Below are 14,835 nucleotides of genomic sequence, written 5' to 3'. Positions count from 1 at the left end.
GAAAAAGTCTAAATAATTTGCAAACTTTCAAATAGTCAAATCAACGAATCTCCCAATTCCCTTTTTAAAATTAATTTCGTAAATTTGCCCTTCAATAAAAATTAAAAAACATGGAAAACGGAATATATGCTAAATTCAACACCTCTAAAGGTGCTATTTTAGTAAAACTAACACACGATTTGACTCCTGGTACAGTGGGGAATTTCGTAGGATTGGCAGAAGGAAATTTAGAAAATAAAGTAAAACCACAAGGGGTTAAATTTTATGACGGATTAAAATTCCACAGAGTAATTCCTGATTTCATGATTCAAGGTGGTTGTCCACAAGGAACAGGAACTGGAGATCCAGGGTATAAATTTGATGATGAGTTTCATCCAAGTTTGAAACACGATCGTCCGGGAGTTTTGGCAATGGCTAATTCAGGGCCTGGAACAAACGGTTCTCAATTCTACATTACACACATCCCAACAGAATGGTTGGATAACAAACATACTGTTTTTGGACACGTGGTAGAAGGTCAAGATGTTGTTGATGCTGTTGCTCAAGGTGATGTTTTAGAGTCTTTAGAGATTGTTAGAGTAGGAGAAGAAGCTAAAAGTTGGAATGCAATCGAAGCTTTTATCACTTTCAAAGGAGCTCGTAACAAGCGTGATGCAGCTTTAAGAGCAGATGCTGAAGCGGCTATGGAAAAATTGGCTGCTGGTTTTGAAAAAACAGAAAGCGGTTTGCGTTACCAATTCATCCAAAGAGGTGAAGGTAAAAAAGCAGAGAACGGAAAAACAGTTTCTGTACATTATACAGGGCAACTTCCTGACGGAAAAGTTTTTGACAGTTCATATCCTCGTAAAAAACCAATTGAATTTCCATTAGGAAGAGGAAACGTTATTGAAGGTTGGGACGAAGGTATTGCCTTGTTACGCGTAGGTGACAAAGCACGTTTTGTGATTCCGGCTCATTTAGGTTACGGATCTCGTGGTGCTGGAGGAGCAATTCCACCAAATGCTACTTTGATTTTTGACGTAGAATTAATGGACGTTAAATAGTTTAAACGATTCATATAAAATTAAAAAATCCCGAAACGAAAGTTTTGGGATTTTTTTTGCCGAGTAAAATAGAGTTTTCGATGTTTTTTTACGAATAAATTGGTGTATTGTTTTTTAAGGTTTTTTTGACTTTTGAAGTATTAAAATTATTTTACAATCACTCCTAAAAGTTCAAATTTTAAATAAAATTCAGCAGTGACACTTTCTTTGAGTAACTTATTTGTGTCCTTAAAATCTTTGTTTTTTTAAGTTAAGGCTGTTTTATTATTTTTAAAAACCTTAATTTAGTTTTTTAAAATTGTTAAATGTAACACTAAATAAAATCTATGGAACTAACTTGGTCTGAATTTGAAAGAGTAGAAATGCGTGTAGGAACTATTCTGGAAGTTAATGATTTTCCTGAAGCCCGAAAGCCAGCGTACCAATTGACGATTGATTTTGGTTCTGAAATTGGAATCCGAAAAACATCTGCACAAATAACGAAACGTTATCAAAAAGAAGATTTACTCAACAGACAAATGGTTGCTGTAGTCAATTTTCCTAAAAAACAAATCGGAAAATTTATGAGCGAGTGCTTGGTGTTGGGAGCAGTAGGAGATGAAGGGGATGTGATTTTGCTGGCTCCTGATTTTAAAATAGAAAATGGATTGCGAATTGGGTAAACTAGGAATTCGTTTTATTTAGTAACTGTTGCAAAATCAACTGTCCTTCTTCCCAATATTCTAAATTTGATTCAGAATTTATGTGTCCTTTTTGACCTACGTTGATAAAATCACTGCCCCATTTTTGGGCTAAATACTCGGCTCTTTCGATTGAAATATAAGGGTCGTTTTCGCTGCTGATGACTATCGAAGGGAAATTAAGTTTTAATTTTGGTATAGGAGAAAAGTTCCAAGTTACCTCAGGTGTATGTTCAGCCGAATCAACATCGGCAGGAGCAACGAGCAAAGCGCCTATTATATTCTGATTACTATTGGCGGAAGCCCAATGCACGACCATTGAAACCGCTAGACTATGCGCTATTAAAACAGTTGGAGTGTCTAATTTTCGGATTGTTTCATTGAGATTTTCAAGCCAGTTATTAAGTTGAGGTTCCTCCCAATTGTCCTGAATAAGCTTAGTTGAGTTGTCAAATTTTCGCAGCCAATAACTTTGCCAATGATTCTCTCCTGAATCTCCAAGTCCTGTTAGAATTAATAATTTTGGTTCCATATTTAAAATAAATTAGGCTATTTCTCTATTGGAAGATTCTCCAGTTGTCCCCATTCTGTCCAAGAACCATCATAGACTGATTTCGGATTTTTACCAATCAATTCGTAGGCTATTAAATCAATACAGGCTGTAACTCCGGAACCGCAAGTGAATATTAGAGGTTTATCGTCAGTTTTTAGGATAGTAACTAATTCTTCTTTTGGTAAAAATTTTCCATTTTGTAAAAGCTGTGTATACGGAATATTTATAGAACCGGGAATATGACCGCTTCGTAATCCAGGTCTGGGCTCATCGCCAATTCCTTTGAATCGGTTTTCTGCACGTGCATCAATCAAAATAGCATCTTTGGTTTGTATGTTTTCTAGAATTTGTTCTTTACTTTTTACTAATTCTGGGATAAATTTGGCTTCAAAATCTCCAAGGGCATAGATTGGATTTTCTGGTATTTCTTCAACAGAATAACCTTCTTTTACCCATTCGGGCAACCCGCCATCTAAAACAGCAACATTTTGATGCCCCATTATTTTAAACAGCCACCAAGCTCTTGGACTCGAATAAATACCCAAGTTGTCATAGACTACTATTGTACTTTTCTTATTGATTCCTAGTTTTTTAGCTTCTGTTTCAAACTGTTTGGGACTCTGAAGTGTATTGGGTAATGGGTTGGCAGTATCACTGAAGGTGTTCTTTATGTCAAAAAATCGGGCACCTTTAATTTGGATATTTTCTAAGCCAGTTTTTAAATTGGATTGATTCTCTTTTAAACTGGCATCGAGGATTATTACATTTGGATTTTTAAGATTAGCTTGAAGCCATGCGACACTTACGATTGGTTCTGTCATTTGTTTTAGTGTTTCTTTTCCTTAGTAATTCTTCGGACTTCATTAAGCAATAAAGGAAAAGCGGGTTCTGTCATGTTGTGACCAAATCCGTCTAATTCATATAGTTTCGTGTTTTTGTGTCCAGCAATTTTCATCATGCGCATTAAATAAGCGTTTTCTTCATAACGGCCTAACATTTCTAATTCACGATCTCCGGTTATTAGTAATAGAGTAGGAGCATCTGCACGAACGTGAAAAAGTGGTGCTAAATCATCTATTACCGGCTGCGTATCTGCAATACCGCGTTCTTTTCGAACTAAAAAATGAGTAATTGCCTGTCCGCTAAGAGGAATAAGACCCGCTATTTTATTGGCATCGATTCCCTGAGTGTTCAGCCATTTTTTATCTAAACCTACCATGCTTGCCAGATATCCACCTGCAGAATGACCGGATACAAAAATCAAAGATTCGTCTCCACCAAATGCAGGGATATTTTTAAAAACCCAAGCTACAGCAGCGACCGCATCCTCAATATATTTTGGGGCACTTACTTTTGGACCCAAGCGATAATTGACTGAAATAACTGCTATTCCTTGGTTTTTTAGTCCTTCAGGAAGTTCTTTGTTTCCACCGGTTAATCCACCGCCATGAAACCAAATCACGGTTGCAAATCCCGGACTATTTTTTGGGTAATAGACATCTAGTACACATCGTTCTTTTATGTATGCATCTGATTTATTGATGGCTTCTGTGTAATAAGGAAGATTGGTTTGTGTTGTATATTCTAGTTCTTGAGCTGATATAGTAAACCCGAAAAAGAATAGCAATACAAAAAGAGAAACGTTTTTCATTTGGCATCATTTATTTTTTAAATGTACAAAAAAAGTCCAAAAATCAAATGACTTTTGGACTTTTTACTTTTGTAAGTAGGGAACTAAAAATTAAATATCATCAAATTCAATATCAGTGAACGTTGATGTTTGTGGTATAATTTCATCATCTGATTTCTCAGATGCATATTCTTTTTTGAAATCTTTTTGGTGTCTTTCTGAAATTACTTCTTCGCCTTTGTGGTTCAAAACATAAGAAGTCATTTCGCCAAGAATCTCTGCAAAAGCAGCAAAATCTTCTTTGTATAAATAGATTTTATGTTTTTTGAAATGGAATGATCCATCTTCTTCAGTGAATTTTTTGCTTTCGGTAATGGTAATGTAATAATCATCTGCTTTTGTCGCTCTCACATCAAAGAAATAAGTTCTTCTTCCAGCTCTTAAAACTTTAGAAAATATCTCTTCTTTTTCTAACATGTCATGTTCTCTCATAATCCTTTCTATCAATTTATGGTTGTTAAGTAGTATCCAAAAATCTAAAAAATATATGTATTATCCAACAATTATAGCATTTCTTTTTCTGAAAGTTGTTTCAAATACAAAGCGGCATAATAGCCTTCTTGATTTATCAATTGATTATGAGAACCTTGTTGTATAATTTCACCCTTTTCGATGATGATTATTCTATCGGCATTTTTAGCAGATGAGACACGATGGCTTACAATTATAGTTGTTTTGTCTTTGCAAATTTCATACAAGTTGTTTAATATAGTTTCTTCAGTTTCGGTATCTACTGCAGATAAACAATCGTCAAAAAGTAAAATAGGGGGATTCTTAATAATTGCTCTTGCAATAGAGACCCTTTGTTTTTGACCTCCGGAAAGTGTAATTCCTCTTTCGCCAAGAATGGTTTCGTATTGTTTATTAAAGCCCATAATATTGTCATGGACAACGGCACTTTTAGCGGCTGATTCCACTTCTTGAATAGTCGCATTCTCTTTGCCAAACATGATATTATTCTTGATACTGTCTGAAAATAAGAACGCATCTTGCGGAACGATACCAATGCTGTTTCGTAAATCAAAAAGATTAACGGTGCTTATTTCGCTTCCGTCAATGGTTATTTTTCCATCTGTTACATCATACATTCTGGAAATTAAGGATAAAATAGTAGATTTTCCGGAGCCTGTTTTACCTAGAATAGCTAAAGTTTCTCCTTTTTTTACGGTGAAAGAAATGTTTTGCAACGCTTTGATATTAGTGTCTTCGTAAGTATAGCTTACATTTTCGAAAGAAATAGAACCTTCAATCACTGATTTATTCAGATTTTTATTTTTTATCTCCGGTTCGATTTTAAGGAATTCATTCAGCCTTTTTTGAGAAGCTTCGGCCTCTTGAACCATAGAAGAAACCCAACCTAAAGATGCTACAGGCCAAGTAAGCATATTGACGTATAAAATAAATTCGGCAATTGTTCCAATGCTTTTTATAGAGCCGTTGATGTACATTAAACCACCAAAATAAATTACGACTAAGTTACTGATTCCTATCAGTGCCAACATTAACGGTCCAAATAAGGATTGCACTTTGGCCAAATTCAAGCTTTTACTTTTGCTTTCATTGGCTAAATTCACCATATTATTTTGATGTTGGTTTTCTAATGAATAGGCTTTTATCACTCGGATTCCAGAAAATATTTCTTGTGAAAAACTGGAAACTTTAGATAAATATTGTTGAAAAATCGTGCTTCTCACATTGATTTCGGAACTCAGTTTGAAAATAGCGTATGATAAAATTGGTAAAGGAAGCAATGTGTATAAGGTCAGTATCGGCGATACATTATACATATAGACAATGACTATTGCAAAACGTATGACGGTATTTATGGTATACATTACTGCTGGCCCAACGTACATTCTTACCTTAGAAACGTCCTCACTGATTCGGTTCATTAAATCTCCAGTTCGATTTTGCTTGTAGAAGTTCTGCGAAAGATTCTCATATTGACGGAATACTTCGTTTTTTAAATCAAATTCTATGTGGCGTGACATCACAATTAAAGTTTGTCTCATTAAGAAAGTAAGAAATCCAGCAATAATTGTAGTAGCAATAATCAATAGGATATTCGATATTAATTCTTCGTGAATAACTGATTTGGCTACGGCTTTATCTTTGGCGAAAGCCTCAATGACCTTGAATGATTTGCTAATCAACTTGGGTGTAAAAAGCATGAATATTTGTGCGATAATGGTAAAAATAATTCCCAGTAAGAAGCTGTATTTGTATTTGACGAAATATTTATTTAAATAACGTAATTCTTTCATTTTTTAAGATATTCTATGTTGAAATGATTTTATTTTTTAAAATAATTGTATTTTTTAATAATTTCAGTGTTGAATTGCTAGCGAGTTAAATTATTGATTTGATAATTTTTAAACAAAAAATCAATACATATTCATTTTTTGTTTAAATTTGGATTGTCTTTTTGACGAATTCGTAATTTATCACTATAAAAACTTACACTATGAATGCAGCTTTCACAACTGGAAAGGAACTTCAAAAAATGGATCCCGTTTTTGGTCAATTATCATTTGATGATCACGAACAAATTGTATTTTGCAACGACAAAGATACAGGTTTAAAAGCAATTATTGGTATTCATAATTCGGTTATGGGACCAGCTTTAGGTGGTACTCGAATGTATAATTATGCAAATGAATGGGAAGCATTGAACGATGTATTGCGTCTTTCTCGCGGTATGACTTATAAGGCAGCGATTACAGGACTGAATATTGGTGGAGGAAAAGCAGTGATTATTGGAGATGCTAAAACGCAAAAAACTCCTGAGTTGATGCGTAAGTTTGGTGAATTTGTACATTCTTTAAGCGGAAGATATATTACGGCTGAAGATGTAGGAATGGAAACCGCAGATATGGATATCGTTAGAGATGTAACGCCTTATGTTACCGGAATTTCTGAATCAAGAGGTGGTTCTGGAAATCCATCACCTGTTACAGCTTACGGTGTGTATTTAGGTATGAAAGCGGCTGCAAAACAACAATTTGGTTCTGATGTTTTGAGTGGCAAGAAAGTTTTGGTTCAAGGAATTGGTCACGTTGGCGAAACTTTAGTTGATTATTTGACAAAAGAAGGAGCAATAGTAACCATTTCGGATATCAACGAAGATAGATTGTATGAAGTGGGAGCGAAATACAATGCAGAAATTTTCAGAGGAGAAGATTTGTACAGTGCAGATGTTGATATTTATGCGCCTTGTGCGATGGGAGCAACGTTAAATGACAATACAGTTTATAAAATCAAAGCAAAAGTTATTGCTGGTGCTGCTAATAATCAATTAGCTGATGAGAATGTTCATGGTGCAATTCTACAGGAAAGAGGCATTCTTTATGCTCCGGATTTCTTGATTAATGCAGGTGGAATTATCAATGTGTATGCTGAATTAGCACATTATGACAAAGCGGAGATTATGCGTAAAACAGAAAATATCTATAACACTACATTAGAAATATTTGATTTTGCCATTGCTAACAAGATGACAACGCATCATGCTGCTTTGACTATTGCTCAAAATCGCATCAATCAAAGAAAAATAGAAAACAGTAAAAAGTAAAAAATAGTACTCAGTTATCAGTATTCAGTGAGCAATTTATTACCGTTCACTGAATGCTGCTGATTGAAAACTTTAAAATAAGCGATTATATATTTTATTTTAAAAAATGAAATACTTATTTTTGCAGACTAATTAATAAAAGTTCTTACAAGGTGGTAAATAGAAGACACATTCGCGTTAAAGTAATGCAATCCATTTATGCGATGCATCAAAGCGGTTCAGATAATCTGGAAAAAGAAGAAAAATTCCTTTTTTACAGTATCGACAATATTCAAGATTTATACCTTATAATGCTTTCTTCCCTGATTGAAATTTGTAAAACAGAGACTGTCTTTTTACATAAATCTAGTTTGAAACATCTTGCAACTCCTGAGGAACGTAAACCCAACGAAAAGTTCATCAAAAACAGAATCTTTCAAATCCTTGCCGAAAACAATTCATTAAGTATTGCGCTGGAAAACCGTAAAATCAATAATTGGTCTTTAAACGACGATTATATTTTACTGCTTTTGAATGATGTAAAAGCTAGTAAATTGTATGCGGATTACATGAGTAATTCAGTAAATACATTTGAAGAAGACAGGCAATTTATCGTTGATTTATTCATGGATGTAATTGTTCCAAACGAGAAATTATACGAGTATTTAGAGGATGATAAGTTAACTTGGGTTGATGATATTCCATTAGTGAATACGCATATTATCAAGCAATTGAAAGCCATTAAATCTGGTGAAGATGATAATTTCAGAGTTCCAAAATTGTATAAAGACAATGAGGATAAGGATTTTGTTAAAGATTTGTTCAGAAAAACAGTCTTAAACGAAACGGAATTAGCCAAAGAATACCTTGATAAAACCCCAAATTGGGATACTGAAAGAATTGCCGAAATTGACACCATTATTCTTAAAATGGCAATCTGTGAATTTTTGAAATTCCCATCGATACCAGTAAAAGTAACTCTTAACGAATATTTAGAAGTTGCCAAAGAATATTCTACGCCAAAAAGTAGTATTTTTATCAACGGAATTTTAGACAATTTAGTAAAAGAACTGGAAGCCAGCAAAAGAATCATTAAAGCTGGTCGTGGTTTAATGTAATAATTAACTAATAAAAAAAGAATTTAAATTATGGAACAATTAACTCAATTTGCACCGTTTTTATTAATGTTTGTGGTGATCTATTTCTTCATGATCAGACCACAACAGAAAAGAGCGAAAAATGAAAAAGAATTCGAAAGCAGCTTGAAAGTGGGTGATAAAATCATCACAAAAAGTGGTCTTCACGGAAAAGTTTCTGAGTTAGCGGATACAACTGTTGTTGTTGAAACGATGTCAGGAAAATTGAAAATGGAGCGTTCTGCTATTTCTATGGAAATGAGTGCAGTATTGAACAAAAAATAATTCTCATTTTAATGAATTAAAAAAGTCCCAACCGATTATTCGGATTGGGACTTTTTTTTGGATAAAAAATATCCTTATTTTTTATTCTTTTTATTCTTCTTCGCTTTTTTTGATTTTGCTTTGGCTTTTTTAGCTTTTATCTTGGCTTTAACTTTTGCTTTCTTGGCTTTATCCTTTTTGGCTTTTTTTGCCTTTTTGGCTTTTGCTTTCGCTTTTTGCTTAGCTTTCTCTTTTGCGTCGGCTTTTTTAGCCTTTTTCTTGTCTTTATCTTTCATCTTTACTTTGGTTTTAATCTTGTTTTTACTTTTTTTCTGATTTGAAACGTCACTATCATCATTGTCTTCTAGATCAATAGTCGAAATTTCTATAGTTTCTGTTATGATTTCTTCAATTACAGGAACTATAATTTCAGCGGGTTCCACTTCAGGTTTAACAACTTTTGTTCTTCGAGCTCTAACTGGCTTAACAATTTCAGGTTTTGCCGGAGATACTGGATCAGTTTCCGCTTCTTTCTTTGGTATCATAATTTATAGTATTAGTTTTTATGCAATTAAACGAATAGTTATTCTGGTGTTACTAAATTGTTACGTGGTTGTAAGTAAATATAGTGATTTAATAGACTGGTCAATGTTAAGTTTTTCAGAACGATTTAGCTAATTTATTCTGTTTTACAACAAATAGTAACCTAGGAAGGAAGTGTTTTCTTTTTTTAAGAAAGAGATTGTGTAAAAGATTATGGGAGAACAAAGAGCTATTCTAATATGATTTTGAACAAAAAAAAAGTCCCAACTCTGAGTTTCAGAATTGGGACTTCATTTTATCGGTATTTATCATTCAAACCAATATTTTCTTTTATCATCGGTTTGATTTTTTCAATCCGGGAACGTTTGGTTTCTTCTCGTTTTGCAGTTTCAATATATTCTAAAAATTCATATTGTTTGTAAGGAGAGAATTTTAGAAAAGCATCTGCTAAATTGGCATCTGCATCTAATTCCTTTTGAAGAAGTTCAGAAACGATAGGTTCTTTTTTCTGTGGTTTACTATTCTTTCCTTGTTTTTCATTGGCAATCGCTTCATGAATGTAATCTAAAACTGCTGCTTCATTGACTTCTTCTTTTGATGAAAATCGCCATTGTCGCAATGATTTGGTAACGCCTTCTTGCGCATTAACCAAAACCTTTTTTTTATCATGCAATAAAACACCATTGAAAAACCAAATCGCAAAGTAATTTTTGAATCCTCCAATTCCGAGTACGTTTTTACCATTCAAAACATAAACAATACCGCCCCATTTGGTTGTTTCCACGAGTTCCGTTTTGACAATAACTGATTTTAGAAGTTCTAATTCTTCTGACCAACTGTTATTTCTATCCCAGATATGAGTCGTTTTTGAAGGTTCCAAATAGATTATTTTTTAGAAGAATCTTCTGTAGCTGTCAATTCAGCAATTTTTACAATTACTTCAACTGCTTTTTGCATACTTTCTACTGGAACATATTCGTATTTTCCATGAAAATTGTGTCCGCCGGCAAAGATATTTGGGCAAGGCAATCCTTTATAGGATAATTGAGAACCATCAGTTCCACCACGAATAGGTTTTATAAGCGGTTTAATTCCTATTTCTTTCATTGCTTTTTCAGCAATATCCACAATATGTTTCACAGGTAAAACCTTTTCTTTCATATTGTAATATTGATCTTTAATCTCAGTGATAACGATGTCTTCACCAAATTGTTTTGCAAATTTCTTATTGATTTTTCGAGCAATTTTCTCGATTAGTTCTTTGCGTTTTTCGAATTTTTTCTTGTTGTGGTCGCGAATGATTAATTCCAATACGGTTTCTTCAATACTTCCATTCAGATGATGTACGTGAAAGAAACCTTCATAACCTTTAGTTTCTTCAGGAGTTTCTCCTGCTGGAAGTTCATTGATAAAAGCATTGGCAATCAACATAGAATTGATCATTTTTCCTTTGGCATAACCGGGATGCACACTTTTTCCTTTGAAAGTGATTTTGGCGCCAGCCGCATTAAAATTTTCATATTCTAATTCGCCTATTTGACTTCCGTCCATTGTGTACGCCCAATCCGCTCCAAATTTCTCTACATCAAAATGATGCGCACCACGACCAATTTCTTCGTCTGGAGTAAAACCAATTCTGATTTTTCCGTGTTTGATTTCAGGATTGTTAACAAGGAATTCCATTGCAGTAACAATCTCGGTAATTCCGGCTTTATCATCAGCGCCTAAAAGTGTTGTTCCGTCAGTAGTTATTAAAGTTTGCCCTTTGTAAAGCAATAAATCTTTGAAATAACTTGGTGATAACACAATGTTTTTATCTGCATTTAATACAATGTCTTTACCATCATAGTTCGATACAATTTGAGGTTTTACATTGGCTCCGGTAAAATCAGGGGAAGTGTCAAAATGAGAAATAAATCCAATTACAGGAACTTCATGATTTACATTACTTGGCAAAGTAGCCATAATATATGCTTTTTCATCAATTGTTACGTCCTGCAATCCAATTGTTTTAAGTTCTTCAACCAGTTTATTGGCTAAATCCCATTGTTTTGCTGTACTTGGCGTACTTTCTGATTTGTGGTCAGATTCAGTATCAATAGTTACGTAACTGATGAAACGGTCAATTATATGTTGCATTTTAAATTTGTTTTAATGCAAATATAAACATTTTTTCAGGAGCTTTTTGAAGTTAATGAGCAACTAAATCTTGCAAATTAAAAATAATAATTGCATTGTATAAACAGCAATAAACAATGCTATTTTTCGGTAAAAATCAACTTTTTTACATAAAAAAACCACCCGAAGGTGGTTCAAATTAATCTCTCATTTTATGCAGTTTTTCTTCTGCTTTATCTAAATCTCCTTCCAGCTTATTTATTTTTATTTGTCGCTTACTGATTTTGATATTTTCTTTTTCAATTTCAGTAGAACTAAGCTTTCCTTTTGATTTTCTCTGTTCAAATTTTTCTTTGAGTTTTATTAAATATCTTTCCTCATCTGAGATTTTTGTTTTTATCTTACTAATTGATTTTTCACTCGAAAGAATTTTGTCTTGTCGTTTATCAAAAGCTTTTTGTTTTTTTTCAAAATCTTTCTGCTCTTTTTCAATTTTATTAGCTTCTCTTAGCGCTTTTTTCTCCAATTTCATTTTGTCCTTGAGTACTTTAGCTTCTTTTTTTAATGCTTCTTTTTCGGCAGTCGTTGCTAATTTTGCTGCTACTTCTGGAGCAACTTTTATCGTATCTTTGATTGTTGTAACCGTAGTAATCGTAGTTTTTGTGGCTAACTTTATCGTGTCAGATTTAGTTTCTTGAGCAAAGAAAAGTTGAAAACTAGAAAGCAATACTACAGTGAGAAATAATTTTATATTCATGGCTATGTGTTTTAAGTTGATGAAAATTGATGTTCAACACTAATTTATTTATTACAAGATAAGAAAAATCATTGAAAAAATCATTTCTTATTTTGTGTTGAGGATGTTGAGTCAATATTTTTTAATTTTAAATTGCTAGTAGTCAGTTGTTTGTTTTTTATTGGTGTAAAGTTTTTGTGCTTTATTTAACTACTGTTTATTTTAACTATTTCTTCTTTGGCTGAAGCCAAATCAAATGTTGCTGTATAATTTTTTTTCGAAATATTTAATTATCGATTAGATAGTTCTATTTTTGCACCAACAACACTACAACCATGTATAAATTACTCATTCGTCCATTTCTATTTTTGTTTGATCCGGAAAAAGTTCATTATTTTACTTTTTCATTAATTCGATTTTTGTCCAAAATTCCAGGTTTTACTAGCCTTTTTAGATTGCTTTATGAAGTAAAAGATTCAAGATTAGAAACTGAAGTTTTTGGTTTAAAATTTAGAAATCCAGTTGGACTTGCTGCTGGGTTTGATAAAGATGCCAAGCTATATAAAGAATTGTCCAATTTTGGTTTTGGTTTTATTGAAATAGGAACGCTAACTCCAAAAGGTCAGGAAGGAAATCCTAAAAAAAGATTGTTTCGTCTGAAAGAAGATAGCGCAATCATTAATAGAATGGGTTTCAATAACGGCGGTGTTCAAGAAGCGGTGGAACGTTTGAAACAAAATAAAGGCGTTTTAATAGGGGGAATATTGGTAAAAATAAATTGACACCAAACGAAGAAGCCACTTTGGATTATGAAATCTGTTTTGATGCTTTATATGATTATGTGGACTATTTTGTGGTAAATGTAAGTTCCCCAAACACGCCAAATCTTCGAGCGTTACAAGACAAAGAGCCATTGACACAATTACTGCAAACACTTCAAAATAAGAATTTGGCTAAGCCAAAACAAAAACCAATCCTCTTAAAAATCGCTCCGGATTTGACAGATGAACAGTTGCTTGATATTATTGATATTATCAAAGAAACTAAAATTGCGGGCGTTATTGCCACAAATACTACCATTTCTCGTGAAGGATTACAATCCGAGAATAAAACAGAAATGGGCGGTTTGTCTGGAAAACCATTAACGCATCGTTCTACTGAAGTCATCCGTTTTTTATCTCAAAAAAGCAATAAAGCCTTCCCAATTATTGGAGTAGGAGGAATTCATTCTGCGGAAGATGCAATAGAAAAATTAGATGCAGGAGCAAGTTTAGTTCAGTTGTACACTGGTTTTATTTATGAAGGTCCGGCTTTGGTGAAAGCCATAAACAAAAAGATTTTAGAAAGATTGTAATATTTTATTTTTGAAGGTACTTTTCAAGAGTTAATAATGTCTCCTTTGATTAAACGTATGATAATTCAATTATAATTTAAAAATCAAGTTCAATTCTAAAAGTTTAATATCAAAATATTACCAAATTGCGTAATATTTTAATTTATTACCGAAATATGTAATAATGTCAATTTTAGAAAATTTGAAACGCAGAATTTAAAATTCTTAATTGTTTTTCTATCTTTGGCTTTCTATGGAGCCAATAAAAATTATAGAATGTCCACGTGATGCCATGCAAGGCATAAAGCCTTTTATTCCTACGGCAAGAAAAGTGACTTACATCCAGTCTTTGTTACGTGTAGGTTTTGATACCATAGATTTTGGAAGCTTTGTTTCGCCTAAAGCGATTCCGCAAATGCAAGATACAGCAGAGGTATTGGCACAACTGGATTTATCTCAAACCAAAAGCAAATTATTGGCAATTATTGCCAATACGCAAGGAGCAACTCTGGCTTCAAATCATCCCGAAATACAGTATTTAGGATTCCCATTTTCGATTTCTGAGAATTTCCAAATGCGGAATACCCATAAAACGATTGCCGAATCGTTAATTACATTAAATGAAATCCTTGAAATTGCCGACAGGACAAATAAGGAAGTAGTAGCCTATCTTTCTATGGGATTTGGTAATCCTTACGGTGATCCTTGGAGCGTTGAAATTGTAGGCGAATGGACTGAGAAATTAGCATTAATGGGAGTTAAAATCTTGTCACTTTCGGATACGGTAGGAAGTTCAACACCAGATGTGATTTCGTATTTGTTTTCGAATCTAATTCCGAAATATCCCAAAATAGAATTTGGTGCGCATCTTCATACCACACCTGATAAATGGTTTGAGAAAATTGATGCGGCTTATAAAGCGGGTTGTCGTCGTTTTGATGGTGCTATTCAAGGTTTTGGCGGATGTCCGATGGCAACAGATGATTTAACGGGTAATATGCCTACTGAGAAGTTATTATCTTATTTTACTTCGCAAAAAGAAAAAACAGACATGAGTCCTATGAGTTTTGAAAGTGCTTACAATGAGGCTTCTAAGTTATTTGGTGAGTTTCATTAAAATTAAAAAATGATAATTGTACTTGAACTCTAATCTTGAAAATAATAAGTTTATGAATGATACGTTAGTTAT

At 33.3% G+C, this 14,835-nt stretch carries 15 protein-coding genes and 1 pseudogene; 7 read left to right on the top strand and 9 right to left on the bottom strand.

The window, feature by feature from the left end; translation table 11 throughout:
* Positions 1 to 110 precede the first annotated feature (110 nt).
* Complete coding sequence (locus tag CLV00_RS15250) at positions 111 to 1,043, top strand: peptidylprolyl isomerase (RefSeq protein WP_099715981.1); 933 nt, start codon at positions 111 to 113, stop codon at positions 1,041 to 1,043.
* A gap of 326 nt (positions 1,044 to 1,369) precedes the next feature.
* Positions 1,370 to 1,705: a tRNA-binding protein gene (locus CLV00_RS15245; RefSeq protein WP_099715980.1), complete on the top strand. Its 336-nt coding sequence runs from the start codon at positions 1,370 to 1,372 to the stop codon at positions 1,703 to 1,705.
* Between the two features lies 1 nt (position 1,706).
* Here the strand turns inward: CLV00_RS15245 and CLV00_RS15240 are convergent, their stop codons facing one another.
* The 5 genes from CLV00_RS15240 to CLV00_RS15220 form a co-directional block, all read right to left on the bottom strand.
* On the bottom strand, positions 1,707 to 2,255 hold the full coding sequence (locus tag CLV00_RS15240; RefSeq protein WP_099715979.1) for an alpha/beta hydrolase: 549 nt from the start codon (positions 2,253 to 2,255) through the stop codon (positions 1,707 to 1,709).
* A gap of 17 nt (positions 2,256 to 2,272) precedes the next feature.
* Complete coding sequence (locus tag CLV00_RS15235; RefSeq protein WP_099715978.1) at positions 2,273 to 3,097, bottom strand: sulfurtransferase; 825 nt, start codon at positions 3,095 to 3,097, stop codon at positions 2,273 to 2,275.
* Positions 3,098 to 3,102: 5 nt separating this feature from the next.
* On the bottom strand, positions 3,103 to 3,927 hold the full coding sequence (locus tag CLV00_RS15230) for an alpha/beta hydrolase (RefSeq protein ID WP_099715977.1): 825 nt from the start codon (positions 3,925 to 3,927) through the stop codon (positions 3,103 to 3,105).
* 90 nt (positions 3,928 to 4,017) lie between these two features.
* Positions 4,018 to 4,398 (bottom strand): PUR family DNA/RNA-binding protein, encoded by a 381-nt coding sequence (locus CLV00_RS15225; RefSeq protein ID WP_099715976.1) that lies wholly within the window; start codon positions 4,396 to 4,398, stop codon positions 4,018 to 4,020.
* A 71-nt stretch (positions 4,399 to 4,469) separates the two neighbouring features.
* Entirely contained in the window at positions 4,470 to 6,230 is a 1,761-nt protein-coding gene (locus CLV00_RS15220; protein ID WP_099715975.1) for an ABC transporter ATP-binding protein, read from the bottom strand.
* A 200-nt stretch (positions 6,231 to 6,430) separates the two neighbouring features.
* Here CLV00_RS15220 and CLV00_RS15215 point away from each other — a divergent pair, with 200 nt between their 5' ends.
* The 3 genes from CLV00_RS15215 (at position 6,431) to yajC (ending at position 8,937) form a co-directional block, all read left to right on the top strand.
* Positions 6,431 to 7,537, top strand: coding sequence for a Glu/Leu/Phe/Val dehydrogenase (locus tag CLV00_RS15215; RefSeq protein WP_099715974.1), 1,107 nt, complete (start codon positions 6,431 to 6,433; stop codon positions 7,535 to 7,537).
* A 185-nt stretch (positions 7,538 to 7,722) separates the two neighbouring features.
* Positions 7,723 to 8,634: a transcription antitermination factor NusB gene (nusB, locus tag CLV00_RS15210; RefSeq protein WP_099716372.1), complete on the top strand. Its 912-nt coding sequence runs from the start codon at positions 7,723 to 7,725 to the stop codon at positions 8,632 to 8,634.
* A gap of 30 nt (positions 8,635 to 8,664) precedes the next feature.
* Positions 8,665 to 8,937, top strand: coding sequence for a preprotein translocase subunit YajC (gene yajC / locus CLV00_RS15205; protein ID WP_099715973.1), 273 nt, complete (start codon positions 8,665 to 8,667; stop codon positions 8,935 to 8,937).
* A gap of 74 nt (positions 8,938 to 9,011) precedes the next feature.
* Here the strand turns inward: yajC and CLV00_RS16495 are convergent, their stop codons facing one another.
* The 4 genes from CLV00_RS16495 to CLV00_RS15185 form a co-directional block, all read right to left on the bottom strand.
* Positions 9,012 to 9,461, bottom strand: coding sequence for a hypothetical protein (locus tag CLV00_RS16495; protein ID WP_199074810.1), 450 nt, complete (start codon positions 9,459 to 9,461; stop codon positions 9,012 to 9,014).
* A gap of 293 nt (positions 9,462 to 9,754) precedes the next feature.
* Complete coding sequence (locus CLV00_RS15195) at positions 9,755 to 10,339, bottom strand: YdeI family protein (RefSeq protein ID WP_099715972.1); 585 nt, start codon at positions 10,337 to 10,339, stop codon at positions 9,755 to 9,757.
* A 5-nt stretch (positions 10,340 to 10,344) separates the two neighbouring features.
* Positions 10,345 to 11,598, bottom strand: coding sequence for a peptidase T (pepT, locus tag CLV00_RS15190; protein ID WP_099715971.1), 1,254 nt, complete (start codon positions 11,596 to 11,598; stop codon positions 10,345 to 10,347).
* 178 nt (positions 11,599 to 11,776) lie between these two features.
* Positions 11,777 to 12,334: a hypothetical protein gene (locus CLV00_RS15185; RefSeq protein ID WP_099715970.1), complete on the bottom strand. Its 558-nt coding sequence runs from the start codon at positions 12,332 to 12,334 to the stop codon at positions 11,777 to 11,779.
* 314 nt (positions 12,335 to 12,648) lie between these two features.
* Here CLV00_RS15185 and CLV00_RS15180 point away from each other — a divergent pair.
* Positions 12,649 to 13,667, top strand: a pseudogene (locus tag CLV00_RS15180) (quinone-dependent dihydroorotate dehydrogenase).
* 232 nt (positions 13,668 to 13,899) lie between these two features.
* A complete protein-coding gene (locus CLV00_RS15175) occupies positions 13,900 to 14,763 on the top strand; it encodes a hydroxymethylglutaryl-CoA lyase (RefSeq protein WP_099715969.1) in 864 nt (287 codons plus the stop codon).
* The last annotated feature ends 72 nt before the right edge of the window (positions 14,764 to 14,835 follow it).

The organism is Flavobacterium sp. 11 (assembly GCF_002754315.1).
Classification (GTDB): domain Bacteria; phylum Bacteroidota; class Bacteroidia; order Flavobacteriales; family Flavobacteriaceae; genus Flavobacterium; species Flavobacterium algoritolerans.
The sequence above is the reverse complement of the archived record's forward strand: the minus strand, read 5'-3'. Positions and strand labels throughout refer to the sequence as shown.